This window comes from Mucilaginibacter sp. P4_A11 (genome assembly GCF_056402535.1).
Genome location: NZ_JBFUHE010000002.1, coordinates 378,185 through 404,661, shown reverse-complemented (window position 1 = coordinate 404,661; position 26,477 = coordinate 378,185). Strand labels below are relative to the sequence as shown.

General features: G+C 42.7%; 31 protein-coding genes. 23 read left to right on the top strand and 8 right to left on the bottom strand.

Annotated features, from left to right (window positions below):
- The first annotated feature begins 1 nt into the window (after nt 1).
- The 4 genes from AC1DUD_RS05605 (at nt 2) to AC1DUD_RS05590 (ending at nt 3,998) form a co-directional block, all read left to right on the top strand.
- A complete protein-coding gene (locus AC1DUD_RS05605; protein ID WP_477372441.1) occupies nt 2-1,207 on the top strand; it encodes a molybdopterin molybdotransferase MoeA in 1,206 nt (401 codons plus the stop codon).
- Nucleotides 1,208-1,302: 95 nt separating this feature from the next.
- Entirely contained in the window at nt 1,303-1,773 is a 471-nt protein-coding gene (moaC, locus tag AC1DUD_RS05600; protein ID WP_477372439.1) for a cyclic pyranopterin monophosphate synthase MoaC, read from the top strand.
- Nucleotides 1,754-2,947, top strand: a complete 1,194-nt coding sequence (locus AC1DUD_RS05595) for an NTP transferase domain-containing protein (protein ID WP_477372437.1) — start codon at nt 1,754-1,756, stop codon at nt 2,945-2,947. Before moaC ends, AC1DUD_RS05595 begins: the two co-directional genes overlap by 20 nt.
- Nucleotides 2,940-3,998, top strand: a complete 1,059-nt coding sequence (locus tag AC1DUD_RS05590) for a ThiF family adenylyltransferase (RefSeq protein ID WP_477372435.1) — start codon at nt 2,940-2,942, stop codon at nt 3,996-3,998. The genes AC1DUD_RS05595 and AC1DUD_RS05590 overlap by 8 nt, the downstream gene beginning before the upstream one ends.
- Before the next feature lie 153 nt (nt 3,999-4,151).
- On the opposite strand, the gene AC1DUD_RS05585 is transcribed toward AC1DUD_RS05590, so the two are convergent.
- The 3 genes from AC1DUD_RS05585 to AC1DUD_RS05575 all read right to left on the bottom strand — a co-directional run bounded on the left by AC1DUD_RS05585 (nt 4,152) and on the right by AC1DUD_RS05575 (nt 5,361).
- On the bottom strand, nt 4,152-4,571 hold the full coding sequence (locus AC1DUD_RS05585) for a molybdenum cofactor biosynthesis protein MoaE (RefSeq protein WP_477372433.1): 420 nt from the start codon (nt 4,569-4,571) through the stop codon (nt 4,152-4,154).
- A gap of 7 nt (nt 4,572-4,578) precedes the next feature.
- A complete protein-coding gene (locus tag AC1DUD_RS05580; RefSeq protein ID WP_477372431.1) occupies nt 4,579-5,007 on the bottom strand; it encodes a GNAT family N-acetyltransferase in 429 nt (142 codons plus the stop codon).
- Nucleotides 5,008-5,118: 111 nt separating this feature from the next.
- A complete protein-coding gene (locus AC1DUD_RS05575; RefSeq protein WP_090526447.1) occupies nt 5,119-5,361 on the bottom strand; it encodes a MoaD/ThiS family protein in 243 nt (80 codons plus the stop codon).
- 198 nt (nt 5,362-5,559) lie between these two features.
- On the opposite strand from AC1DUD_RS05575, the gene fdhD reads away from it, so the two are divergent.
- From fdhD to AC1DUD_RS05535, 8 genes are all read left to right on the top strand, one after another.
- A complete protein-coding gene (gene fdhD / locus AC1DUD_RS05570; protein ID WP_477372428.1) occupies nt 5,560-6,441 on the top strand; it encodes a formate dehydrogenase accessory sulfurtransferase FdhD in 882 nt (293 codons plus the stop codon).
- A gap of 14 nt (nt 6,442-6,455) precedes the next feature.
- Nucleotides 6,456-6,812 (top strand): DUF7009 family protein, encoded by a 357-nt coding sequence (locus tag AC1DUD_RS05565; protein ID WP_477372426.1) that lies wholly within the window; start codon nt 6,456-6,458, stop codon nt 6,810-6,812.
- The gene (locus AC1DUD_RS05560; RefSeq protein WP_477372424.1) at nt 6,809-9,124 is read left to right on the top strand and encodes an FdhF/YdeP family oxidoreductase; all 2,316 of its coding nucleotides are present in this window, start codon (nt 6,809-6,811) and stop codon (nt 9,122-9,124) included. Before AC1DUD_RS05565 ends, AC1DUD_RS05560 begins: the two co-directional genes overlap by 4 nt.
- A 69-nt stretch (nt 9,125-9,193) precedes the next feature.
- Nucleotides 9,194-9,511, top strand: a complete 318-nt coding sequence (locus AC1DUD_RS05555) for a ferritin family protein (RefSeq protein WP_091210719.1) — start codon at nt 9,194-9,196, stop codon at nt 9,509-9,511.
- 103 nt (nt 9,512-9,614) lie between these two features.
- Nucleotides 9,615-10,220: a GDSL-type esterase/lipase family protein gene (locus AC1DUD_RS05550; protein WP_477372421.1), complete on the top strand. Its 606-nt coding sequence runs from the start codon at nt 9,615-9,617 to the stop codon at nt 10,218-10,220.
- A gap of 43 nt (nt 10,221-10,263) precedes the next feature.
- On the top strand, nt 10,264-10,992 hold the full coding sequence (locus AC1DUD_RS05545) for an esterase family protein (RefSeq protein WP_477372419.1): 729 nt from the start codon (nt 10,264-10,266) through the stop codon (nt 10,990-10,992).
- On the top strand, nt 10,937-11,578 hold the full coding sequence (locus tag AC1DUD_RS05540; RefSeq protein WP_477372417.1) for a Crp/Fnr family transcriptional regulator: 642 nt from the start codon (nt 10,937-10,939) through the stop codon (nt 11,576-11,578). The genes AC1DUD_RS05545 and AC1DUD_RS05540 overlap by 56 nt, the downstream gene beginning before the upstream one ends.
- Nucleotides 11,579-11,646: 68 nt before the next feature.
- Nucleotides 11,647-12,669: an alpha/beta hydrolase family protein gene (locus AC1DUD_RS05535; RefSeq protein WP_477372415.1), complete on the top strand. Its 1,023-nt coding sequence runs from the start codon at nt 11,647-11,649 to the stop codon at nt 12,667-12,669.
- An 18-nt stretch (nt 12,670-12,687) separates the two neighbouring features.
- Here the strand turns inward: AC1DUD_RS05535 and AC1DUD_RS05530 are convergent, their stop codons facing one another.
- On the bottom strand, nt 12,688-13,077 hold the full coding sequence (locus AC1DUD_RS05530) for a hypothetical protein (protein ID WP_477372413.1): 390 nt from the start codon (nt 13,075-13,077) through the stop codon (nt 12,688-12,690).
- A 329-nt stretch (nt 13,078-13,406) separates the two neighbouring features.
- Between AC1DUD_RS05530 and AC1DUD_RS05525 the strand changes: the two genes are divergently transcribed.
- The gene (locus AC1DUD_RS05525; RefSeq protein WP_477372411.1) at nt 13,407-15,824 is read left to right on the top strand and encodes a glycoside hydrolase family 3 N-terminal domain-containing protein; all 2,418 of its coding nucleotides are present in this window, start codon (nt 13,407-13,409) and stop codon (nt 15,822-15,824) included.
- Nucleotides 15,825-15,914: 90 nt separating this feature from the next.
- Here AC1DUD_RS05525 and AC1DUD_RS05520 read toward each other — a convergent pair whose 3' ends face one another.
- The 3 genes from AC1DUD_RS05520 to AC1DUD_RS05510 form a co-directional block, all read right to left on the bottom strand.
- Nucleotides 15,915-16,832, bottom strand: coding sequence for a hypothetical protein (locus AC1DUD_RS05520; protein ID WP_477372409.1), 918 nt, complete (start codon nt 16,830-16,832; stop codon nt 15,915-15,917).
- Nucleotides 16,833-16,848: 16 nt separating this feature from the next.
- Complete coding sequence (locus AC1DUD_RS05515; protein WP_477372407.1) at nt 16,849-17,772, bottom strand: hypothetical protein; 924 nt, start codon at nt 17,770-17,772, stop codon at nt 16,849-16,851.
- 169 nt (nt 17,773-17,941) lie between these two features.
- Nucleotides 17,942-18,112, bottom strand: coding sequence for a hypothetical protein (locus AC1DUD_RS05510; RefSeq protein ID WP_477372405.1), 171 nt, complete (start codon nt 18,110-18,112; stop codon nt 17,942-17,944).
- 53 nt (nt 18,113-18,165) lie between these two features.
- Here AC1DUD_RS05510 and AC1DUD_RS05505 point away from each other — a divergent pair, with 53 nt between their 5' ends.
- A complete protein-coding gene (locus AC1DUD_RS05505; protein WP_477372403.1) occupies nt 18,166-18,606 on the top strand; it encodes a DUF695 domain-containing protein in 441 nt (146 codons plus the stop codon).
- 202 nt (nt 18,607-18,808) lie between these two features.
- Nucleotides 18,809-19,486, top strand: a complete 678-nt coding sequence (locus AC1DUD_RS05500; RefSeq protein WP_477372401.1) for a hypothetical protein — start codon at nt 18,809-18,811, stop codon at nt 19,484-19,486.
- 7 nt (nt 19,487-19,493) lie between these two features.
- On the opposite strand, the gene AC1DUD_RS05495 is transcribed toward AC1DUD_RS05500, so the two are convergent.
- Nucleotides 19,494-20,318, bottom strand: a complete 825-nt coding sequence (locus AC1DUD_RS05495) for a sterol desaturase family protein (protein WP_477372399.1) — start codon at nt 20,316-20,318, stop codon at nt 19,494-19,496.
- A gap of 195 nt (nt 20,319-20,513) precedes the next feature.
- On the opposite strand from AC1DUD_RS05495, the gene AC1DUD_RS05490 reads away from it, so the two are divergent.
- From AC1DUD_RS05490 to AC1DUD_RS05455, 8 genes are all read left to right on the top strand, one after another.
- Nucleotides 20,514-21,239: a DUF2071 domain-containing protein gene (locus AC1DUD_RS05490; RefSeq protein WP_477372397.1), complete on the top strand. Its 726-nt coding sequence runs from the start codon at nt 20,514-20,516 to the stop codon at nt 21,237-21,239.
- 34 nt (nt 21,240-21,273) lie between these two features.
- Nucleotides 21,274-22,137, top strand: a complete 864-nt coding sequence (locus AC1DUD_RS05485) for a helix-turn-helix domain-containing protein (protein ID WP_477372395.1) — start codon at nt 21,274-21,276, stop codon at nt 22,135-22,137.
- A gap of 96 nt (nt 22,138-22,233) precedes the next feature.
- The gene (locus tag AC1DUD_RS05480) at nt 22,234-22,773 is read left to right on the top strand and encodes a carboxymuconolactone decarboxylase family protein (protein WP_477372393.1); all 540 of its coding nucleotides are present in this window, start codon (nt 22,234-22,236) and stop codon (nt 22,771-22,773) included.
- An 89-nt stretch (nt 22,774-22,862) separates the two neighbouring features.
- Nucleotides 22,863-23,480 (top strand): pyridoxamine 5'-phosphate oxidase family protein, encoded by a 618-nt coding sequence (locus tag AC1DUD_RS05475; protein WP_477372391.1) that lies wholly within the window; start codon nt 22,863-22,865, stop codon nt 23,478-23,480.
- A 59-nt stretch (nt 23,481-23,539) separates the two neighbouring features.
- The gene (locus AC1DUD_RS05470; protein WP_477372389.1) at nt 23,540-23,917 is read left to right on the top strand and encodes a hypothetical protein; all 378 of its coding nucleotides are present in this window, start codon (nt 23,540-23,542) and stop codon (nt 23,915-23,917) included.
- A gap of 26 nt (nt 23,918-23,943) precedes the next feature.
- Entirely contained in the window at nt 23,944-24,354 is a 411-nt protein-coding gene (locus tag AC1DUD_RS05465; protein ID WP_477372387.1) for a VOC family protein, read from the top strand.
- Nucleotides 24,351-24,884 (top strand): hypothetical protein, encoded by a 534-nt coding sequence (locus AC1DUD_RS05460; RefSeq protein ID WP_477372385.1) that lies wholly within the window; start codon nt 24,351-24,353, stop codon nt 24,882-24,884. The genes AC1DUD_RS05465 and AC1DUD_RS05460 overlap by 4 nt, the downstream gene beginning before the upstream one ends.
- 249 nt (nt 24,885-25,133) lie before the next feature.
- Entirely contained in the window at nt 25,134-26,366 is a 1,233-nt protein-coding gene (locus AC1DUD_RS05455) for an ROK family protein (protein WP_477372383.1), read from the top strand.
- The last annotated feature ends 111 nt before the right edge of the window (nt 26,367-26,477 follow it).

The following is a 26,477-nucleotide window of genomic DNA, read 5'->3' as shown; positions in this document are numbered from 1 at the left end:
GATGACAACCGTTAAAGAAGCTGAAAATCTGGTGCTTGCGCAAACCCGGAATTATGGTACCCAAAGCCTTCCGTTTGAACAAGCCTTAGGCTATGTTTTGGCTGAAGACCTGAAAGCCGACCGTGACCTGCCGCCCTTTAACCGGGTAACCATGGATGGCATAGCGGTAAAATACGATGCTATTGAAAACGGCATTCATCTTTTCCGCATCAAAGCTACCCAGGCAGCGGGTGATGAGCCGGTTCAGATCAACGAAGCAGATCAATGCATCGAGATCATGACGGGTGCTGTACTGCCCGCTTCGGTTGATACAGTGATCCGTTATGAGGATGTGGAGATCATTTCCGGTTCGGCGAGCTTGCACACCAGGGAAATTAAAAAGGGACAGAACCTGCATTTGCAGGGCGTTGATAAAAAACAAAATGATGTTATTGCCACGTCGGGGCAATTGGTGAGCCCGGCTATCATCAGTGTTGCGGCATCGGTGGGTAAAACCCATCTGCTGGTTAAAAAAATGCCCCGGGTTGTTGTAATTTCATCCGGCGATGAACTGGTTGATGTGTACGAAACACCTTTGCCGTACCAGATCCGCAAATCAAACAGTTACATGGTTAAGGCCGTTTTAAAGCTACACGGTATTGATGCTGATATTTTGCACATTCCTGATGAACCAACAGTCACCAAAGAAAAGATCCAATACTGCCTTCAAAATTATGATGTGCTGCTGCTAAGTGGTGGTATATCAATGGGGAAGTTTGATTATATTCCACAGGCATTGGAGGATTTAAAGGTGGAAAAGCTGTTTCATAAAGTGGCCCAGCGCCCCGGCAAGCCTTTTTGGTTTGGCATGCATAACAATGGTGCATTGGTGTTTGCCTTTCCGGGTAACCCGGTAGCAACATTCATGTGCCTGCATAGGTACTTTTTAACCTGGCTTAACACGACGCTTGGTTTGCCCTCAAAAATGCCGACATACGCGATATTGGGAAAAGATTTTATATTTCAGCCCGCATTGCAATATTACCTGCAAGTAAAGCTGATAAGTAATGAGCAAGGCCAATTAATAGCTATGCCTGTTGAAGGAAATGGTTCGGGCGATTTTGCTAACTTAGCAGATACCGAAGCCTTTTTAGAACTCCCGCTCGAAAGGAATAATTTTAAAGTGGGAGAGGTGTTTAAGGTTTGGAAATTTAACCATGATTTGTAGGATTTCGGGATTGCCCTGATAGAATTAGCCTGATAAAAAATAAATGTGCAAGCAAATATCCTTAAATCCTTCAATCAAGTAAATCAAGGTTCAAAATGTTAACCCACATAAACAAACAAGGCGATCCGAATATGGTTGATGTAACTGAAAAACAGGTTACACACCGTACCGCTATCGCGCGTAGCGTGGTTGCTTTGCCTGCAGAAGTATTTGAACTTTTAGCTGGGAATGAATTGCAAAGCAAAAAAGGCCCGGTTTTTCAAACGGCTATTATTGCCGGTATCATGGCCGCTAAAAAAACGGGCGACCTGATCCCGCTTTGCCACCCGCTGGGTTTGGATAACTGTAATGTTACCATCCGCATAAATGAACAGCAGGAGGTAGAGGTTGATTGTACCGCAAGCATTACCGCGAAAACAGGTGTGGAAATGGAAGCATTGGTGGGGGCTTCGATAGCGGCGCTTACTATTTATGATATGTGCAAGGCCATGAGCCATGATATAGTGATAAAAGAAACCAAACTGATCTCAAAAACAGGAGGTAAACGTGACTTTAAAAGATCATAACCAGCCATCAGGCAAGCATAAAAAACACGCTAAATTGACAAGGCCTTCAACAGGCAATTTTGGTCGCAATGAATGGGCAATTTTAGGTGGCCCCTGTACGGTGATCAAATTATTAGCTGATGATGTGATCAGGGCGCTTTCGCCGGTTTATAAATGTGCTTATGTGGATACATCGCATAATGATGATATTACTTTGCTGCCCGGAAGGCTGCCAAGCGGTGCATCGCTTGAATATACCGATCAGGTAAACTACCAGCAGTTTAACTATCAAAACCCGGTATATCCCTACCAGCTCCTGCAGCAATTTTCCTCTGCCGACCTGGTATTGGTTAATGGTAACCATCAGCAAGCCAAAGCGCAGGTAGTAATCATCGATGTTAACAAAAAAGCGTCGCTGCAAAAAAGAACAGATCAGCTTAATAATGTTCAGCTTTTCCTGCTGGCCGATAATGCAAGTGAGATCCCCGATTTTATACAGGAGGTGATCCCTCACTGGCAACAAATTCCTGTTTTAAAGATAGATGAACGTGAAAAGATCGTCGCTTTTTTTGAGGCTGCCTTAAAGCAGGCCAAACCTGTTTTAAACGGATTGGTACTGGCCGGCGGTAAAAGCACCCGAATGGGGTTTGATAAAGGAGCAGCTGACTGGCATGGCAAGCAGCAGCGCTATTATATGGCCGATCTGCTTAAAAACTTTTGCCGGGAGGTTTACATCTCCGGTAGGCCTGGACAGCAACAGGAAATTGATTCGAGTTATCCCGTTATTGAAGACACATTTATCGGTTTAGGCCCTTACGGCGCTATTCTTTCGGCATTTCGGGAACAGCCGGATGCAGCATGGCTGATAATTGCCTGTGATTTGCCTTTGATGGATGAAAGTACACTTCGTAATTTAGTGGCATGGAGAAACAGTTCATCGGTAGCTACGGCTTATCACAGCCCGGTAACCGATTTTCCGGAGCCTTTGATAGCCATATGGGAACCCAAAAGTTATCCGGTGCTGTTATCGTTCCTGGCGCAGGGGTATTCATGCCCGCGCAAGGTTTTGATCAATAGCGATATCACACTGTTGAATGCCCCTCAGCAGGAGGCGCTGACTAATGTGAATACGCCCGAAGAATTGGAGAAAGTAAAATCAATGATCCACCATAAAATAGTTGCTACTAATGAATGAGGATTTGCAAAGATATAACTGCCAGATAGCACTGCCTGGTTTTGGCGAGGAAGCCCAGCAATTGCTGAGGCAAGCCCGTGTGCTGATAGTAGGGGCCGGAGGATTGGGTTGTCCTGCCGCGCAATACCTTACATCAACAGGTGTAGGCATTTTGGGCATTGCCGATTTTGACCTGGTATCGATAAGTAACCTCCATAGGCAGGTATTATATACACCTGCTGATGAGGGCAAGAATAAAGCCGAGGTGGCCTGTGCGCGTTTACAGTCACAAAACCCCGGGATTAAGCTTGTGCCGCATACCTCTAAAGTAACGTCTGATAACGTGATGGATGTTCTCAGTAATTACGATATTATACTGGATGGTACAGATAATTTTGAAACCCGTTACCTGCTTAATGATGCCTGTGTATTGACCGGTAAACCAATCGTTTACGGTGCTATTTACCAGTTTGAAGGGCAGGTTGCAGTTTGGAATGTAAGTAATGCAAAAGGAGTTAACTCACCCAATTACCGTGATCTGTTCCCTGAAGTAGATGCCACTCAGATCCCTAACTGTACCGAGGGCGGGGTGATCCCTACACTGGCGGGTATCATCGGCTGCATGCAGGCCAACGAAGTAATTAAGTACATCACCAAAACAGGGGAGTTGCTGGCCGGGAAAGTACTGATCTTTGACGCACAAAGCATGCAAAGCCGCATCTTTAAAATTGGTCCTGTTACTAAAACGCACATCCGCCGGTTAAAGACAACTATTACAATTCCTACCATCAATGCCGATGAGCTAAAAAAACGGATCCTTTTGGACGATACTGTCGAACTTATTGACGTACGTACTCTCCAGGAACGAGACGCTTACGATATTGGAGGTACCCATATCCCGTTGGATGAAGTAGAAGAATACCTGGCCTACTTCACCAGTCCCAATACCAAAGTACTTTACTGTTCGTCAGGCAAGCGAAGCGACGAAGCCGTAAAACTTATCCTCAAAATGATCCCGGAAGCCGATGTGTTTTCATTGGAAGGAGGATTAGAGGAATATAAGGTTGGATAGGTTGATCTTGGTGAAACAATGTCAATAGACGATATATTTAATAGCGTCATTGCGAGGTACGAAGCAATCCCCAACTATACAGAGCGACTCTGCTCATCGGGGATTGCTTCGTACCTCGCAATGACGCTTTTCTTATTCGTTTTTAAACATTTCCTAAGGATGTGCTGCTACCCAAACATCGCCATCTTCAAAACTTTCTTTTTTCCAGATAGGAACGGTTTGTTTAAGCGTATCGATAATATACCGGCAGGCATCAAAGGCAGCATCCCGGTGAGCGGCAGATACGGCGATAACAACAGGTACCTCACCAACTTGCAGCAAACCTGTGCGGTGATGGATCAGTATCTTTTGAACCGGCCAGCGTTCAAAGGCCTGCGCAGCAATTTTATTCATTTCGTTGATGGCCATGGGCTCATAAGCCTCAAAATCGAGCCTTAAAACTTTTTTGCCTTTGGTAGCATTACGTACGGTGCCAATAAACACATCTATTCCCCCTGATTCGGGCGACATGATCCAGTCGATGCACGATTGGATATCCAGTGTTTGGGCCGATAAGAGGATCTGAGTGTTCATAGCAATGTTAATCCAATAATGATTTCATGAGGTATTTAGGCGATTCGGAATAGCCTTGTCTGTAATAAAAACGATGCGCGTCAACCCGGCGCGTATGGCAATGCACTTCTATCCGGTCGGCATTGCGCTCTTTGCCAAGTTCGGTAACATAATCCTCCAAGGCTTTACCAATACCTTTGCCACGCGTGTTTTCATCAACAGAAAAACAGCTGATGCGGATAAAATCGCCCTTAACTACCAGTTGAGTTAAAAAATCTATAGCGATAAATCCGGCAACCTCGCCTTCATCTTCATAAACCAAAACCTGCGATGAGGACAGTCCAAGCATCTTTTCAAGGTTTTTCGGTAAAAAATCCTCCGTACCGGGATAGCCCAATTGTGTAAGCAAGTTTGATATCTCAGTATGATCGGCAACCGTAGCGCTTCTGATAGCCATTATTTTGTCAGGTTGATTATTTATATTGATGAAATTGGAAATTGGTTTACGTCACATTAAGACTACTGCAACTGCCCACTAAAAACTGCAAACTGATTTACCGCTACTGATCTATCCCCCGCTTACAGGCGGAATGATCGCTATCTCATCACGTTCGTGAATGGTATCACCGGGCAGGGCGTATTCATTGTTAACAGCCAGCATGTATGATGAAAGCTGCTTTAAACGCGGATATTGCTGTTCAAGCAGGTATTTCAAATTGGAGATAGTAGCATCGTTGGTCATTTCCAGGCTAACTTCGCTGCTTCCAAATATTTCCTTCGCCACTCCAAAAGCCAGTATATTGATCTTCATATCTCAAAAATATTCAATTTAGCTTACAAAACGATTAAAGGATTAAATTTAACAAATCGGAAACTTAGCAAGTTCAAGTTCTTCCGCAAGTTCAAGCGTAGACGCTTAAATTTGCATAGGTTTATGATAGTAATGTAAACTATAGTCGGCTTTGGGAACTCGCATAAACAAACCCATGCCATAATTGTATATTTGAGTATGTCTGCATCATCAGTTATTCACATCCCGATTGTAAAAGTTAACGCTAACCAAAGCGCAAGGGAAGAGGATAGTATTGCTATTGAAGAACCCCTGGAAATTAAGCTGGAATATAGCCTTGCTGATCACAGAGAGGTTCGTAATATTTCAGTAACCATGCGCACACCCGGCCATGATGCCGAACTGGCAACCGGTTTTCTTTTTACCGAAGGCATTATCAAAAATGCAGATGAAATAAAATCGGCCGAACACAGTTTTATAGCCTGTGCCGAAAACAAAGAGAATACTATATTAGTAATACTCGAACCGAATATTGTACCGCATCTTCAAAATACTGAGCGTAATTTTTATACCACCAGCAGTTGTGGTGTATGTGGCAAGGGATCAATCAGCGCCATCCGTACAGTAAGCAGTTTTGCGGGCCTGGATGATGGCAACATGATCCACAGCATTGTACTTAACCAACTACCAAAAATATTGCGCAGGCATCAGCGTGTATTTGATGATACAGGAGGGCTGCATGCGTCGGCGTTGTTTACCCCCTTGGGTGAGCTGTTATTACTGCGGGAAGATGTAGGCAGGCACAACGCTTTAGATAAACTGATAGGTGCAGCCATGATGTATAATTGGCTGCCATTGCAGCAAACGGTATTGGTACTGAGTGGGCGGGCCAGTTTTGAGCTTGTTCAAAAAGCTGCTATGGCAGGCATCAGTATGATAGCTGCGGTAGGTGCACCTTCAAGCCTGGCTGTAGAGCTGGCAAACGAATTTAATATTACACTGATAGGGTTTTTACGGGATGAGCGTTTTAATATTTATACTGGAGCGCACCGGGTAATGATTCCTGCTGATGAGGCCGTGTCAACTGCACCATCAGCATAAACTGATCTGATATAATGAAAATAAGGATAAAAGGTAGTTCATTAAGGTACAGGCTTACTAAAACCGACGTAGCAAAACTGGCCGAAGAAGGTTATGTACAGGAAACGGTTGATTTTGGCAGCCAGCAGCTTATCTATGCTTTGAAACTGGTGGATGATGAGCAGCTTTCAGCAACTTACAAAGAAAATGCTATAACGTTGTATGCACCCAAAACAATGATAGCCGGCTTTGCCGATGAAGACAAGGTAGGTTACGAAGGTAATCACGGCAATTTGCATTTGTTAGTTGAAAAGGACTTTACCTGTTTAGACGAAGTTGCCGAAGATCAGAGCGATAATTATCCCAATCCTTTAGTTACTAAAAAGATATGAGCAAGCAACCAGGACAGGAACCGGCGGCCGAAAACCCTCAAGAACTGCTCGACCTGAAAATAACGCATCCGAAAGACTGGGCAGCGGGCATTCCCGCCGTTACGGTTGCTATGGCCGATATATTAAAGGAAACCGGTGTGATAAGGGGGATGGAGGGCTTGTTTAAAATGAACAAGAAAGGTGGTTTTGATTGTTCTGGCTGTGCCTGGCCAGATCCTGATGACGACCGATCACCCATTGCCGAATATTGTGAGAATGGTGCTAAGGCCCTTGCTGAGGAAGCCACTACTAAAAAACTAACCGGGGAGTTCTTTGGTGAAAATCCGGTAGCTGAATTAGCCAGGCTTAATGATTACGAAATAGGAAAGAAGGGACGCATAGCTCAGCCGGTTTATCTTGCCAAAGGGGCGACACATTATACCCCTGTAAGCTGGGACTTCGCGTTTGAAAAAATAGCTGACGAGCTTAATGCTTTGGCGTCGCCGGATGAGGCAGCATTTTATACATCGGGCCGTACCAGTAATGAGGCTTCATTTATGTACCAGCTATTTGTGCGTGAGTTTGGCACCAATAATATGCCCGATTGCTCAAATATGTGCCATGAAAGTACCAGCGTTGGTCTTGCAGATGCTATTGGCATTGGCAAGGGCACGGTTACACTCGAGGATTTTTACGATACCGATGTGATTATCATCATGGGGCAAAACCCTGGTACCAATCATCCGCGCATGCTTAGTGCGCTTGAAAAGGCCAAAGCGAAAGGCTCAAAGATTATCGCGGTTAATCCACTGCATGAGGCTGGGTTGATGGGTTTTAAAAACCCGCAAACAGTGAAAGGCATTTTAGGCATCAAAACCCAACTGGCCGATCTGTATCTGCAGGTGAAAATAAATGGCGATATGGCATTGCTCAAAGCCATGGAAAAGTTATTATACAAAGCAGAGCTGGAAAACCCGGGTAGTGTTTTTGATCATGAATTTATCAAAAAGAATACCTCGGGTTATGTCGCTTTTTTAGATAACCTGAAACAATATGAAGTTGATGATCTGGCTCAAGCTGCCGGTTTAACAGTAAATGAAATTGAGCAGGCTGTAGATTTACTTAAACATAAAAGCCGCATTATCATTTGCTGGGCTATGGGTATCACTCAACACAAAAATGGGGTAGCTGCCGTGAAAGAAATTGTGAACCTGGCAATGCTCAAAGGTGCTATCGGCAAGCCGGGGGCAGGTTTATGCCCGGTACGCGGGCATAGCAATGTGCAAGGCAACCGCACGATGATCGTGTGGGATAAACCGAAACCTAAGCAACTGGATAAATTGAAAGAAGTTTTCGGTTTTGAGCCACCACGCGGCCATGGGTATGATGTTGTTGAATCTATCAAAGCTATGGACGAGGGCAAGCTTAAAGTGTTTTTTGCCATGGGCGGTAATTTCCTTTCGGCTACGCCGGATACGCTTTTTACCGCGCAGGCCATGCGCAAGCTTAAGCTGTCGGTTCATGTATCCACCAAATTAAACCGCAGCCATTTGGTTCATGGTGAAGAGGCTTTGATACTCCCAACACTATCCCGAAGCGATAAAGACGTTGTAAATGGCGAAGAGCAGTTCATTAGCTGTGAAAATTCCATGGGGGTTATCCAAATGTCTAAAGGGATCCTGAAGCCGGTGTCTGAGCATTTTATGAACGAGAACCAAATTGTCTGTAATCTTGCAAAAGCTACTTTAGGCAGTCGTTCGGTGATTGATTGGGATAAATACGCCAAAAGCTATGATGCCGTGCGCGATGTAATAGCCAAAGTTATTCCGGGCTTTGAAGACTATAATCAAAAGGTCCGTTTGCCCGGTGGTTTCTATTTGCCCAACGCTGCCCGCGAGGGTAAATTTACCACTGAAACCAATGGCGGTATAGTGCCTTTCAATATCGCACCGCTGCCTAAGCATGAACTGGCAGACGATGAATACCATATGACCACCATCCGCAGTCATGATCAGTTCAATACAACCATATATGGCCTTAACGACCGCTACCGGGGCATTCACAACGAGCGCCGGATAATTTTGATGAACGAAAGTGACATGCAAAAAGCTGGTTTTAAGGCGCAGGAAAAGGTTGATCTGTTTAATTATGACGAAAATATAGAGCGGGCGGCAAGACTGTTTGTGGTTGTGCCTTATAATATCCCTGAAGGGAATACGGCTACTTATTATCCCGAAGCCAATGTGCTGATCCCTATTAACAGTGTTGCTGAACAAAGCAATACACCCACATCAAAACTGGTTGTTATCAAGATCAGGAAACATGTGGCTTAATAACAATTCTAAATACTTGTGCACTAAAACAAAAGCATTTATATAATACTTATCTCCTTAAAAAGTATTATGTCATTTGATCAATATCACGAACCGGCCAATGAATTATCAGACGAAACCCGCACTTTTGCCCGGATGATAGTTTCGTTAACCGAAGAAGCCGAGGCTATAAACTGGTACGAGCAGCGTATTTCGGTTGAAAAAGATAAACAGGCAAAAGCCATTATGCAAAACGCCCAGCAGGAGGAGTTTAAACATTTTGGAATGGATCTTGAGTTTTTACTGCGCAAAAAACCTGTTTGGCGTACTACCCTGCAAGCTATCCTTTTTAAAAAAGGCGATATTGTTGAACTGGGCACCAAAGGTGAGGAAGCTGCAGAAGAATAACCATTTTTACAATTTTAATACCATTGTTTTATCATTTTACATTAAGTTAGGGCTATTGTATTATCTTTAGCGCTTAAATTAATACGGCCCTATAAAATAGAATATGATCTGGTACGAAGAGGATGTGAAGCAGTTGGAGATTAAGCGAACAAAGCTTAATTATGTGCCGCGGGTAATTTTTTATGGAAGCTCATCCATTCGTTTATGGAATACGCTTGATGCTGATTTTGATGACATGCAGCCTGTTAACCTCGGCTTTGGTGGCTCAACACTTGCTGCCTGTGTGTGGTTTTTTGAGCGCATTCTTCATTCTTATAACCCCGAATCCATAGTGGTTTATGCGGGCGATAATGATCTTGGCGATGGCCGCAATCCCGAAGAGGTTTTTATATTTTTTAAGCAGCTAACTGTTGAGGTTGAGCGGCTTTTTGGTGATATCCCCTGTTATTTTATATCGCTTAAACCAAGCCTTGCCCGCTGGCCTATTGTTGAAAAATACAGGTACACTAACAGCTTAATTGAAAACGAAATAATTCACCGCCATAAAAACTGGCAGTTCATCAATATATTTAATCAGATGATAGATGCTTCCGGTAAACCAATACGAGAATATTATGATAAAGATGGTTTGCATTTGAGCAGCTCCGGTTACACTTTGTGGAAAAATGCGGTTTTACAGCGAATGCTTCAAAGTATCAAATTAGCTTAATATAGGGTTTACACGCATTTGTCATCTTTCAGCGGTTTTAAAGATGAAAAGAGAGTACCATAAGTGGTTCAGTCCGTCGCTTCAGCGCAATATGGAATTGCTGGTTTTTGGCCATGCGGGCGCCTCTGTTTTATTTTTTCCCACCCGAACAGCCCGATTTTATGATTATGAAGACTGGAAAGTAATTGAAGCTTTGCGCAGTAAAATTGAAGCCGGGCACCTGCAAATTTATTGTGTTGACAGTATTGATCTCGAAAGCTTTTATAACGAGTACAGCCATCCTTATCACCGTATGGAAAGGCACCTGCATTATGAGCAATACATTTTGCAGGAGGTAGTGCCGTTGATGAAAACACTTAATGCCGCCGGCTCAATTATTTCGGCAGGCTGTAGTATGGGGGCTTACCACGCGGTTAATATTGGGTTTAAACATCCATCGGTATTTGTTAAAGTGGTAGGTATGAGCGGGCGCTATGATATTACTCAGGCCATGGGGAATTTTCGTGACCTGCTTGATGGCTACCGCGATGAAAATGTATACTTCAACATGCCTAACCAATTTTTAAACGACCTGCACAGCCCCGAAATTATTGCCCAGATCAAGCGCCTTCAAATTATCCTGGCCGTAGGCGAAGAAGATGCTTTTTTAGAGGATAATAAATATCTAAGCACGGTGCTGGCCAGCAAAGGCATCCAAAATAGCTTGTATATTTGGCATGAAGAGGCACACCGGGCCCGTTACTGGCGTAAAATGGTGCAGCTATATTTCTAAAAGCAAAAAAGCATGTATGCACCCCGCTTTAAAACAACATCTTGAAGGGAAATTGATCCTCTCGCCAGTGCATGAGCAATTAATAGATAGTTGTTTTAAGCCCCGCTTCACCAAACGCAACGAGATACTGGTTGAAAAAGGCAGTATTGCAAAGCATTTGTATTTTGTAGTAAAAGGGTGCCTGCGCGTGTTCCTGACCGACGACAATGGCAACGAGTCGACCCGGTTCCTGATATTTGAAGGGCGTATGGGTACGGCGTTCCCGAGTTTTATATTGAAAGAACCTTCTGTGGCGTCTATTCAAAGCCCTGAAGCGTCAGAACTATTGGTATTAAGCTATGCAGATCGCGACTTGCTGTTAAAGGAGATCCCAGGCTTTGAAACCATGTACCGCACCGGGCTCGAACTTGATTATATCGCGTCTATTCAGCGGATTGAAAGCCTTATCACCATGGATTCAAAATCCCGCTACAATATCCTGATGCAGACCCAGCCCGAGATCATCAAACGCTTACCTAATAAAATAGTTGCCGACTATCTCGGCATTTCGCAGGAAACCCTGAGCCGCCTCAAATCAAAAAAATGATTTATTGACTATTGTCAATCTTTTTGAAATGCTAAATGCCTTGTTTTGTGATATAAACGCTAAATATCATGTGCAAACAAATACTTATCGCTATTATATTACTACTGGCAGGTGGGGCAACTTTGGCCCAGGACTTAGGCGAGCGCACTTTCAATTTTAAGGATGAAAGCCGCAATAACCGCCCGGTGGTTACTGAAATCTGGTATCCTACCACCGATACATTAAAAGCATCTGATAAACACTTTTCGCCTTTTTTAAGGCAGCCAACCGTGCGCAACGGTAAACTCCCGGTAAATAAGTTGCCGCTTATCCTGCTTTCGCATGGTACAGGTGGTGGCAGGTTAACCCTGGAGTGGCTTGCCCAGGCCCTTGCAAACAGCGGTTGTATAGTAGCCGCGGTTGATCATTACGGCAATACATACGAGTATAAGATCCCCCTTGAATTTATTAAGCCATGGGAGCGCCCGCTAGATATCAGCTTCGCCCTTACTGCATTACTAAATAACCCGGAAGTTGGTCCGCTTATCGATCAGCAAAAGATAGGGGCAACCGGTTTTTCATTTGGCGGCTACACCATGATTGCTCTTTCCGGAGCAAAGCTTGATTTTGAGCAGGCCCGCAATTATTATAAAACCACGGGCCGTAAAGAACTGGAGATTCCCGAGTTTCCGGGTTTGGTAAAATTATTGGATGATAGCACACTGATTGCCGGTTCCAAACACGTGCCGCCTTTAAAGGATAATCGCATCAAAGCATTCTTTTCTATATCACCTGCCTTAGGTTTCGGTTTTACCCGCAAGCAGCAGATAGCAGATATTAAAGGTGCTTTATACATTGTAGGTTCGCAAAGCGATAGTATAGCCCCGGTTAAAACCAATGCAAGGCATTATCATCAGTTGATTACTAAATCGAAGTACACAGAACTACCCGGCAAAGTAGGCCATTACGTTATGCTTGGCGAAGCTATTGATGCCGTTAAAAAAGAAGCGCCGATATATTTTACCGATGATCCGTCAGTTAACAGGCATGCCGTTCATTTACAGGTGGATAGTTTGGCTGTTAAGTTTTTCAGGACGGAGTTGAAGTATTAACCGACCAAACTGGATACACTACAGTGTTTTCAATACCTGCTGATAAATGATCTTAACAGGCTCAATGAATAAAATGGTGGCTATGATAATTAAAAATATCTGCCGGTCACTTTCTTTATAACTTGCGATAGTTAACAAGCCAACGGGCAGCAAAAACAGTGGAACGGCATATTTGAGTATGCTCCATGTATTTTTTAGCCTAATTTCAATGATGTTGTAAATAAGGTAACTGCAAAAGGCAATTACATAGCCCGGAATAGCAAATAAACCATACATGATTGCCGCTTCGATCTCGCTGCCCTCACGGGTAATGCCGTAAATAATAAGTGTGATTATCAGGAAAGGTACGCAGATCCCTGCCTGGATAAGTGCGTGTGAAATTAGGGTGACAGGTTGCTTTAAACTCATTGGAAGCTTAAAAGTAGTATAAAGTTTGTGAATAATGCAAGTGGATCGGCTGAGAAAAAAGCGAGGCGCAGAGCTGACTCACACCACCGGTGCTGCGCACGGTGCCCTTCTCTGCTGCGCAAAGAGGTTAAAAAAATGAAGCCCCCTCTTTGCGCGGCAAAGGGGGAGTGACAAACGAAGCGATGTCGGGGTGAGTGGATACCGCGTTTCATGTGTAACAGCACCTACTCAAACGATATAGTTAAAATATACGGCCCCGGGCACGGCAACAACCATACACGTAAAGCCTAAAGCTATATATTTGAAATACCAACCCCAATACAAACTTCATGAGAAATAAGTACTACCTGCCGCAGGTATTTGTGGCGTCTGCTTTATCCCTTAGCTTCAGCCTGGCTGCATCGGCTCAGGAAAAGAACATCTACCATAAAGGCTGGATAGATTTTAATAAAAACGGCAAAATGGATGTGTTTGAAGATCCATCGCAAACTATTGATAAACGAGTGGCCGATTTGGTGAGCCAGATGACCGTGGAAGAGAAGACCTGCCAGATGGCTACGCTTTACGGATATAAACGTGTGTTAAAAGATGAAATGCCCGTACCTAACTGGAAAAACGAAGTGTGGAAAGACGGGATAGCCAATATTGATGAGGAGCTGAATAACCTTACCTCCCATACAGATGATGCGCCAACGCAGTATTCATATCCGTTCAGCAAGCATGCCTCGGCTATTAATACCATCCAAAAGTGGTTTGTTGAGGAAACACGTATGGGCATTCCCGTTGATTTTACCAATGAGGGTATCCACGGCCTTAACCATGACCGAGCTACACCATTGCCTGCGCCAATATCTATAGGCAGTACCTTTAATAAAGAACTGGTTTATGAGGCAGGTAAAACGGTTGGCCGCGAAGCTAAAGCTTTGGGATATACTAACGTTTATGCCCCGATACTCGATCCTGCCCGCGATCAGCGCTGGGGCCGTGTAGTTGAATGTTATGGCGAAGATCCTTTCCATATTGCCGAAATGGGCAAGCAAATGGTGCTGGGCATTCAGGAAGAAGGTGTAGCCTCAACCCTTAAACACTTTGCTGTTTATAGTGTGCCTAAAGGGGGCCGCGACGGCAGTGCGCGTACCGATCCGCATGTAGCGCCGCGGGAGATGTACCAGGTGTATTTGTACCCGTTTCGCAGGGTGATTCAGGAGGCACATCCTATGGGCGTAATGAGTAGCTATAATGATTGGGATGGCGTGCCGATTACAGGCAGTTATTACTTTTTAACCCAGCTTTTACGCCAGCAGTTTGGCTTTGATGGCTATGTAGTGAGTGATAGCGAGGCCGTTGAATTTCTATATTCTAAACACCACGTAGCGGCCGATTATAAGGAAGCGGTAAGGCAGGCTGTTGAAGCAGGTCTAAACGTGCGCACTAACTTTACGATGCCGCAAACTTTTATTATGCCATTGCGCGAGCTGATCAAAGAAAACCGCATTTCAATGAAGATCATTAATACCCGTGTTGGCGAAGTATTGAAAGTTAAATTCAGACTGGGTTTATTTGACAGTCCGTACGTTAAAGATCCTAAAGCTGCAGATAAAATAGTACATACCGATGCAGATAAGACGATGAGCCTGAAAATGAACCGCGAATCGATGGTGCTGCTTAAAAATGCCAATAATCTGTTACCGCTGGATAAAAAGAAATATCCAAATATCCTGGTAACCGGTCCGCTGGCTAAGGAAACCAACTATGCTGTGAGCAGGTACGGTCCATCGCACAACCCGGTTACTACCGTGTTTGATGGCATTAAAAATTATGTTGGCGGCGATGCCAAAGTTAGCTATGCAAAAGGCTGCGATATGATTGATGCCACCTGGCCGGAGAGCGAGATTATCGAAACACCACTAACTGCGCAGGAGCAGGCCGGTATAGATTCGGCTGTGGCGCAGGCTAAACAGTCGGATATTGTAATTGCCGTAGTAGGTGAGGATGTTGACCGCGTAGGCGAAAGCTTATCGCGTACGGGCCTGAACCTGCCGGGCAGGCAATTGAAGCTGATCCAGGCTTTACAGGCTACCGGGAAACCTGTAGTAATGGTGATGATCAATGGACAGCCTCTAACCATTAACTGGGAAAATAAATATGTGCCGGCCATATTAGAGGCCTGGTTCCCGAGTGTACAAAGCGGGCAGGTAATTGCCGAAACTTTGTTTGGCGATAACAACCCGGGCGGCAGACTGCCGATCACGTTCCCAAAAACAACAGGACAACTGGAATATAACTTCCCTTTCAAACCCTCATCTCAAGCCGAGCAGGGTGGGCAAAACAGCTGGGGCAAAACGAGTGTTAAAGGCGCCTTGTACCCTTATGGCTACGGGCTAAGCTACACTACGTTTGAATACAGCAACCTGCAGGTATCGCCACAAAAAGGAAACTCCCAGGGCCTGGTTCAGGTAAGTGTTGATGTAACCAATACCGGCCAGCGCAAAGGCGATGATGTGGTACAGCTTTACCTTAAAGATGAAGTAAGCAGCGTTACCACTTACGAGTACGACCTGCGTGGCTTTGATCGCGTTACGCTAAATCCCGGAGAGAAGAAAACAGTACAATTTACCCTGCACCCTGATGATCTGGCCCTGCTGGATAAAAACATGAACTGGACTGTAGAGCCCGGTAAGTTTCAAGTGATGATAGGTAGTTCATCGGTTGATATCAAACTTAAAAAGGAGTTTGAGGTAGAATAAATTTTATAACACTGTTGTCAAAAAATGTATTGTAATAACGCATAATACCTTTTACTGTAAATGAATTTTGCGTTATTACAAACATATTAATTAAAAGCCTTGAATGAGATCATTAGGATTTAAAGGCTGATAAGTAACGTTAAAACCAGCATTGTTAACGCTGCTTGTAAATACATTACCGGTTAAAATTGTCCGTGTGTTACGTTGTAATTGTACCCCTGAAATGGTTTTTTGCAAAATACCACCCCCCCAAGATGATTCTATGGTGACGGTTACAGGATTGAGTGTATTGTAGATATAACTTATCGGTTTTGTTGCAAAGTTTGTTGTTCCGATTTTATTCGCAGGTATCGATATAGTAGCAGAATGACTAATTTGGGCACCTACCGGTGTGCCGTCAAAATATAAAAAACCAGTGTAATCTGTTATCGATACACTAGCATATGTCGTGCCGATAGGGATGGCGTCTTTAAAAATAATTTGAAGTTCGGCATTCAAACGTCCAAGTGTTACATCCTGTTGAATACCGGTTGAGCTAACGGTGAAATTTATTTTTTTGTAAAACGTTTCAGTAAACACATATTGTCCTGGCGTATCGTTTCCTGGATGTTGGTAAATTTCATAGTACCGAAAATACGTTCCCATGTCTTTAAAGTCAAGAGTATCTTTTATCCCAATAAAAACACCGGTGTAATTACCTGCCGCTAGGCTGTCTTTTATGGATGGAAATAAAGGGTTGCCTTTTCTTAATACTTTGGTTTTCTTTAGCGTGTTGTTTGAATCATATAGTTTATACATCAACTTTACAACGCCGGCCTGCTCTGGAGTTACAACGTCATTTGTTTTGAGGTTGTTTTGTGTTATAGGTTCAATGTCCTGGTTGAAGTTGCTAATATCAAAACTAACAGGATAAAGCTTGTCTGCACTTTCGGGCTGCGATTTTTTATCTTTTTTACAGGCCGATAAAATGATGCTTAACAGGGCACAGTAAATAAATATTTTTTTCATAGGAATAGGTTAATTGTTAAAAATTGCCGTTTACCGGAGTGTTCCAAACGGGATCTACCGTAATGCCAAATGAAGTATTACCCGGATCAAATAAGGTTCCGGATAGTATAGTTCTATAATTTCTTTTACATACAACATTTTTTATTGTTTTAATTAAAATAGGATCGGTTGCACTACTGCCGAAATATTTTATGGTTAAATCAAACGGGGCGTTATTAAGGGTGTACATCGTTATAGTGTAGTTTAATTTGCCAATATCAGCCGTGCTAAGCGTTCGGGTGGTAACATTTATTTGAAGGCCGTCGTCGCCTGTGTAAATACCCTGGCCGTCAAATAATTTTACCGCACACGTGTCTTTGAATGACACATAAAATTTAGTGGACCCTGCAGGGATAGCATCTTTAATAACGATGTCTAATCTCGCTGTTATTCTGTCAAGCGTAACGGTTTGGTTAATGGCTCCGGAATTACCAACTGTTAATGGGACCTTTTTATAGAAGGTATCATCCCATGGGGATAAAACGTTGGATGCTCCCGGGCGGTTGTTATAGGCAATAACATCGTATATTGTATACAACAGATGTCCCATTTGCAGTAAATCAGAACCTCCATAAAACACAGCGTTATATTTCCCCGGCGCAACCTGATCCGTAAATGTTCCGAAGTCCGTATCTCCGGTGTGCCTATGATTAGCGCTAATAATATTGGCACCTGTTTCGTCATATAATATATAGTTTAACTGGGCTACGGGTATTGGATCAACAGCCTGGGTAGCGAGTGATGCGGGTTTTGCTTTTCCAATAGGTATTTGTGTTTGCGTAAATCCTGTTAAATTAAATGTGATAGGATACAGTTTTTCTGACGGTGTAGTCTTTTTTTCTTTTTTACAGGAGAAAAAAAATAACGCGCAGATACTGCACAGTAATATTTTATTTTTCATCAGATTTAGATTATGTATAAAATTACAGTTTATTTTGTATACGTACTGCAACTATTTTTAATACCTGGGTGTTTTACTAAAACAAGGCAATAACGCAATGCCCGGAAAGCGAATGATTTTATAACAAAAATCGGGTTTTTGATCGATTAATTTCAAAGCATAACATAATTCAAAAAACTGGAGTGTAATTGGAGTTTGTAGCGATGCAACTGCGGTAATGGATGTTTTGATCAGGATATTTGAAGAAGATCATCAAACTATATTTGCTTTTGTCGTTATTGGCTAAGGTGATAGATGGTGAGCCTGGTGTATAACAGATCTTGATAATAATTGCAGGCATTAGGAGACAATTTTCTCCCCTATTTTTTATAACTTCAGCGTAAAATAAAACCTATGATCTTAGACGATACCTGGGTATCGGTAGAAGCCGTATCCGATGATGATATCCCCCTGCTGGTCCGTTACCGGCCTAATTTATTGAACTTTTTTGAGAGTGGTGTTTACCTGCAGCGGATGGACGTAACCTGGAGTTATGAAACGTTTGATCCCTCATTGCTGCCCCCGGCAGATGAAATGCTGTTGATGGAACAGGTAGAAGATGCCTTGGTGGACCTGCTTGAAGATGATCATCAAAGCATACTGGCCTTTGTATTCACTGGCGAAAATGAACGGTGGTGGGCCTGGTATACCACAGATATTGAGGAAGCAGGCGACAGGTTAAACGATGCCTTATCCGAATTTGATGAACTCCCCATTAATATCACCGTTATCGAAGACCCGGAATGGGAAGAATATTTTGGTGTAATGGAAGATTTTGGAGAGGACGGGGTATAGGCAAGGCCGGTAGCCCATCTTAAAAATAACTTTTACTTGTATCAATGCATTTCATTTCATGACCAAACGTTATTCCCTCTTTTTTTTGCCCGCGATATGCATTTTTTTTAGTTGCAGGCAAAAAGAACCTACCGCAAATAAGCGCTTTGTTTCCCGGACACACCATACTGTGAGCCTGGTTGCGCCAATTGAAGATTAGGTAGTGTATTATCCTTCTGATTCTGTTTCGTATCCGGCAAGGATCTTATCTGGATATGATTTGTTTCATGGCGGAGAAGTTGCTCTTGATTGGGGTAAATATCACTGGAAAGGTTTGTTTAAGTCGGCCGGCGGACATTATATAGCAAGTACAAGCCTGGTAATTAAGAAGGCCCATGACGATATGTTTGATAATGAAGGACAGGCTACGGGTGTAGAGATAACGAAATCGGTTAAGGACAGTGCCTTATTGTTATTTTCCGGGATTACGGGTATAACTAACCGGCCGGTTGAACAGATTAATGTTAAAGCAACTGAGTTATTTCCGGGGCGATCTACCCGGTTCACAAATGGTAATATCACTTACACTTTGTATGCCACGGGTAACCGCAAATACGACATTGTAGCCAAAGATTATGTGATAACCAATTACAGGTTATTTATAAAAGCTGTAATTAATGGAAAGCTATTTGATCAAATGCTTGCTTCTGCACCCAGTTTTGATGATGCCCTAACGCAAATACTTTTTGTTGGTGATATTGACGGTGATAAAGTGCCTGATTTGATCCTTGACACTACAACCGATTATAATGTAGAACAGCCAACTTTATATTTGTCTAAACCGGCCACAAACGGAAATTTGCTAAAAGTTATGGGACTGCATATTGTAACAGGATGTTAAGTGCCTTTTATTTTTGAGGCCGCTCCAGCTTTTGAAAAGGTATCTTAAGAATATTTGCAAACTTGCCGTTAACGTTTTTATCCATATGGGTATCAATGCCAAATTGGGTGTTTTCCTGTTCAAGTTCGCCAAAAGTGCCAAAAAGCCTGTCCCAGATGCTTAGTACGTCGCCGTAATTGCGATCGGTATGCGGCAATTGGTAGTGGTGGTGTACGTGGTGCAGGTTTGGGGTTATAAAAACCAAACCCACAATTTTATTAACGTGCTGAGGTAATCTGAACTCAGTATGGGCCAGGATGTTAAACAGTGACTGGAATGTTTGCCTCAATACTAATACCCCAATTGCAGGGCCGCAAATAAATACCCAAAGCATTAAACAACAGGTACGTACACAGGTTTCGCCGGGATGTTCGCGTACTGTGGTTGAAACATCAACATGAAGATCGCTGTGATGTACGAGGTGAAATTTCCAAAGCGGGTCTATCTTATGCATTACTACGTGATAAACATATTCGCAAAGGTCAAGCAACATGAAAAGACTGATATAATAAATCCATTTATTGTGATGACCGGGTATGTAATTGATCAGCCCCCAATGATGTGCGTTGGTCCAGCCGAGTACGATCAAAACAATGGTTGTAAGCAATAGCTGGATAGGGAGGGCGGTAAAAATGAACATAAGGTTAGTTTTATTATGTTGCCAGCGCTTTTTTACCGAAATTATACCAGAAGCAACGAAAACTTCCATCAGCCATAATGAGCATATAATAAAAGCATATAAAGCAACCTGCACAGTATCCTGATGCTGGTCAAGAAATTGGGTAATAGTCATTCTTAAATTAAAAGGGGTTATTACTTTTAAATATTCTTAAAAGTAATTGAGCGCCAAGATAGATGTTTGGCCTTTTTTAAGCATGAATATTTGATGAAGTATGTTAAGAGGTCGTTAAGATCATGTGATTAGTTGACCCTAAATAATTTGCGTTCGGCTATTTCACCACAAAAAAAATCAGCATAAATTTAACTCATGAAAATTCCAAAAATTACCGGAATAATTGACAGGCGTATATTGGTAAACTTTACGGTAGATGCGGATATAGCACGTAAAATGGTACCACCGCCCTTTAGCCCCCAGCTTTTTAATGGTAGGGCTATTGCCGGTATCTGTTTGATCAGACTTAAACAGGTACGACCTAAAGGCATGCCTGCTTTTTTAGGAGTTGGATCTGAGAACGGTGCACATCGCATTGCTGTTGAATGGCATGAAAACGGAGAATTAAAAGAAGGAGTTTATATTCCAAGGAGGGATACATCATCTTTTTTTAATACGGTTGCCGGCGGCAGGGTATTTCCCGGCAGGCATTACCAGGCCAAATTTGAAGTTGATGAACACGACAACCAATATCACGTGGCTTTCACCAGTTCGGACGGAACAGTGATCAGTGTGGATGCCAAAGTTGCTGATCAACTCAATCCGGATTCGATATTCAGAACGCTTGATGTAGCTTCTGATTTCTTTAAGGCCGGATCGACGGGATATTCGCCTAATGGCAATAAGTATGAAGGCCTGGTATTACATACCGATAACTGGAAAGTTCAAGCGCTTGAAGTAAGCGCTGTTAAATCGAGCTTTTTTGAAGATGAAACCATATTCCCCAAAGGTTCTGTAAAGTTTGATAACGCTTTGCTCATGACTAACGTTCAGCACGATTGGTCATCTGGCGGTGATAAACCGATGGTGCTTAGTGCTTAATTACTACTTTTAAATACCTTTGCGCCAAGCGAAAATGAAACTATCGGTTACAGAACAATCTACAGGCGGCGATTTGCTGCTGCTTATCAATGAAAAACATTTCGACAGGCTGTTTTTTACGCGAGATCGTCAGCATAAATACCTCACAATAGCCTGGAACAAGAGCGAAAAGCAAACTGTGACCATTGATGAGGTGGAGTACGATTTTCTGCCCAATACGATCCTACCCTTAATGGTTAACCAGTCGTTCTGTTTTGAACGGCCTGACGATATTATAGCCTGGCAGTTTAACCGAGATTTTTATTGCATTGTTGACCATGATGAAGAAGTAAGCTGTGTGGGCTTCCTGTTTTATGGCAGCGCCGGGCAGGTATTTGTTACGCTTGATGAAACCATGCAGTTTAAATTGCAGCGCCTGCTTGATATTTTTATTGAAGAGTTTGAAACTGCAGATAATATCCAGATAGATATGCTCCGGATGCTGTTGAAGCGGCTCATCATTATTGTAACCCGCCTGGCAAAGGCTCACAGCGGTCATAAAGAGGCTATAGCCGATGAGAAATTTGGCACTGTCCGCAAGTTCAACTTAATGGTTGAGAATAATTACCGCGAACAGCATACAGTAGCTTATTATGCACAGCAATTAAATAAATCGCCCAAAACGTTATCCAATCTTTTTGCGATATATAACCACAAGCCTCCTTTGCAGGTAATCCAGGAGCGGCTTATTATTGAGGCCAAGCGGTTATTGTACTATACCGATAAATCGGCTAAGGAAATAACTTATGAACTTGGTTTTGAGGATGCGGCTTATTTTAGCAATTTTTTCAAAAAACACACCTCTTTTTCACCTACCGATTTCAGAAATAATAAGGTTTTGGTAGCCAAAGGGAAATAATTACAAGAACCCGGGAAGTTTGTCTATTCTGCAGGGCTGCTAAACTCGCCATCTTTGTATTGTTAATTCAAAACAACAAAAATTAACATTACAAAAATGAAAACTTTCGCAATTCCAACAAGAGAACAAGTAACACCAGAAAACCAGGGCATATTTGATACATTAACCAAAGTGATAGGCCGCGTGCCAAACCTGTTTGCAGTTTTTGCAACTTCAGATCATGCATTGGCTAATTATATATCACTTTCAAACGGTAAAACATCATTACGCGCTAAAGAAAAAGAAGCCGTAAACCTTATAGTAAGCCAGGTGAATGATTGTGCTTACTGTTCTGCCGCCCACACAGCCATTGCTAAAATGAACGGCTTTACTGATGACCAGATCGTTGAGATTCGTGGTGGTTCTGCCTCATTTGATGCAAAAATTGATGCTTTGGTTAAAGTAGCTAAATCAATCACCGAAAATAAAGGCCATGCCGATCACCAGGTGGTAGAAAACTTTTACGCTGCCGGTTATACACAAGCTAACCTGATTGACGTAGTGGTAGCTGTTGGTGATAAAACCATCACCAATTACGTATACGCCTTAACCCAGGTACCGGTTGACTGGCCGACTATTCCCGAATTGGTTAAATAATATATTCGATTTATAATTTGTTTACACGCTTATGCCCGCCTTGCACTGCAAGGCGGGCATAAGTATTTACTTCTTAAATTACTTATATCATGAACTTTGCACGCTTTGCCTTTACCGATGGTGTTAAAAAACTACAGGAAAAACATGGTAGCCGGGATGGTTATGCCCGCATGGAAAACCTCATGGCCGATAAAGACGGCATGGCCGAATCTGAACAGGCATTTATAGAAAGCCGGGATAGCTTTTATATGGCCAGTATAGGAGAAAACGGCTATCCATATATTCAGCACAGGGGAGGGCCTGCCGGCTTCATCAAGGTAATAGACAGTCATACCATTGGTGTGGTTGATTTTAGGGGCAATAAACAGTATATTTCGGTAGGTAATGTGATGGCACATCCTCAGGTGTCGTTGTTTTTGATGGATTATCCCCGCAAAACAAGGCTCAAAATATATGCTGATGCCCGGATTGTTGAACTTGCCGACAATCCCGAACTATTTGACCTGATAGATCCGTCTGAGTATAAACATACCGCCGAACGCATGCTCATCTTTGACATAAAAGCCTTCGACTGGAATTGTCCGCAGCATATCACTCCGCGGTACACTGTTGATGAAATTAAAGAAGCCTTCGCCCCGCAAAACGAATATGTACTAAAATTGGAGTATGAAGTTGCTAAGCTTAAAAAGCAATTGGAGGAAAAATAAGCTGCTTTGATAAATAGACTGCAATAGTTTACCTTTAGTGCTGCTAAACTTATTGCACAATGTTAATAGTATTAAAAAAACGTATCCGGTTTGATGTAATAGGTGCATTTATTTTAATGCTTTTAGTGGCGACTTATATTGTTGATAAGATAGTATTGTTAGCAATACACCCTTATTTACAGGAATATTATAATGAACTGATGGCTAACCGGCCACATCCGATAGATGCCCGTAAATTTGTTTATGTTACTCTTTTTGTTAGGGAGATCCCTCTGCTTATATTTTGCATTATTTCCTTAGTCACATTTTTAATTATCCGTTTTAATATACGCTTCAGGCAGTTTTTGCGGGAGTTTGGGTATGCATTAATGATTATTTTTGTGGTTGATGTTATAGTTGTATCTACAATGCGCTTTGTATTAAAGATAATTCGATGAGTAGTATCAATCAACAAATAATCCCTATGCTTGCCTATGAAGACGGTATTGCGGCTATAGATTGGTTGTGCGATGTATTCGGCTTTACTGAAAATATGCGGATGACGAATGATGCCGGTCGGCTTACTCATGGTGAGCTTAAAATGGGCAATAGCTTGGTAATGCTGGCCGAACCGACTCCCCATTATCAAAGTCCGGCACATCACGCCCAAAATTGTGATATTGCTGCTAAATGGAGCACAGTACCCTATGTTATTAACGGAGTTTTGGTTTATGTAGATGATGTAGAGCGGCATTACACCACCGCGAAACATAAAGGAGCTACTATCCTAAGCGAACTTGAATATGGTTTCCCTGGCACGCGCTACCGTGCTGCCGACCTGGAAGGTCAGCGCTGGATGTTCATGCAAATTGAAAAAGATAAAACTATTCTATGACTACATTATTGCACCTGCTGTTTGTTGTAATTAAATCATCTATCCTTGGACTGATTTATACGCCTTTAATCTGGTTTTTATGGGTGTTGGTTTTAAAAGCACGGAAAAAGTACACCGGCTTTAAGTGGTCGAAGATATTTGCAGTTTATAAAGTCGTAAGCATCCTGTTGTTAGTGTTCTCATTTACCTATTATGGCAATAAAGGACTCGGCGATGAGTCCCGGATTCCATTAGGACATGGCGAAGCGATGTTGGAAAGCAACCAGTCCGCCTATTTTGAACCCAAAGGCAAAAGTGAACAAGTTCATGTAAAGGTTTATGCCTTGAAAGGGGATAATTTAAGTATGGCAGTTGATTCGGGATACAAAGTTTACAATTTAAAAACTAAAGGCGTTATCAATTTCAGCGAAGGGCAAATGTATGATGCTTTTGCTTTTTCATATGGCTTACCTTTATCACTCCAGTTACAAAACTTTAGATCACAATATGACAAATATTGGGGTGGCTGGCGGTTTTGGCTGCTGCCGTAGTTGAATATCGGGTTCAAACATTCCTCCAGGCTAAATTTTAATCAAAACTTTCGCTTATTTTATATCGTACACGGATATTATAGATATTTTTGTGCTTTGTAGGCAAATGGTACGTTAATAATGTCCATGTACTTACAACAGGTTTAATACTGTAATAAATACAGTTGTACTTAATTACTTTATTTTTAATTTTATAAATTCAGAACACTAAGGTGTTGCCTGTTATAAACCAAACTATAAAAATTGTTAATGGAACTTACGAATAAAGGGGTAAAGGGCAGCCAGTTAAAAAACATGATCATTAAAAGGCTTTATTTTAATAAGGCCATGTCCTGCGCAGGATTAAGTGAGTTATTTGATAAAAGTATCCCTTCCATAGCCAAAGCTATAAACGAATTAATGCATGAGGGTTTTGTTGTTGAGCAAGGCTATGCACCTTCAAGCGGCGGCCGTCGCCCGTTAATGTATTCGGTAAAATCGAGCGCCATGCATATTTTGGCTATCGCGCTCGATCAGCTTACGGCCCGCATCCAAATGTTTGATCTGCTGAATAATCCCGTTGCCGATATGCTCACTTTTGAGCTTAAACTACTAAATAATCCGGAGGCTTTGCCTAAACTGGTTGAAGAGATCAATAATTATATTGTAAACAGTGGGATCCCTAAGGACAGGATTGCCGGTATCGGTATCGGTATGCCCGGATTCATCAATATCACCGAAGGTATCAATTACACTTATCTTGATGCCGGCGGCCAAAGTTTAACGGCCTATCTTACTGCAAAAACCGGTATTGCCACTTATATTGATAACGACTCGAGCCTTATAGCGCTTGCCGAACAAAAATTCGGTATAGCCAAATCACAGCAGGAAGTTATGGTAATAAACCTTGGCTGGGGTATCGGTCTGGGCATGATCGTAAATGGTAAGCTGTTCCGGGGCCACAATGGTTTTGCCGGTGAGTTGAGCCATATCCCGCTATCAGAGGATGGCTCCCTTTGCGAATGCGGTAAACGCGGCTGTCTCGAAGCCGAAGCATCGCTATTGGTGGTAGCCCAAAAAGCTATCGCAGGTATCAAAAAAGGCCGTGTAACAAGTTTAAAATACAACGAGGATGATCACTCCAAACTAATGGGTGATGCCCTGATAGAAGCTGCCAATAACGGCGACCAGTTTGCCATTGAGCTGTTATCAGACGCAGGTTATAAAATAGGAAAAGCCCTTGCCATTCTTATCCACATCATGAACCCGGCAATCATCGTATTAAGCGGCCGTGGTGCCAAAGTTGCCAAGATCCTGATGGCTCCGATACAACAAGCCCTTCATAAATACTGTATCCCCCGTTTAGCCGGCGGCACTGAATTGCTTGTGTCTGAATTAGGCTTTGACGCCGAATTGATTGGCGCAGCTGTGTTAGTAATGGAAAATTTTGACAGGGTGGTTAAAACAAAAACTGCTAAAGCGGCTAAGAGCGCGGCGGCGTAAAGATAAAAACACTCATCGCGCGTCATTGCGAGGTACGAAGCAATCGCATACTCTACAGAGCGGCTTTGCTTCCGTGCGATTGCTTCGTAGGCAATGACATATTTTTTTGGG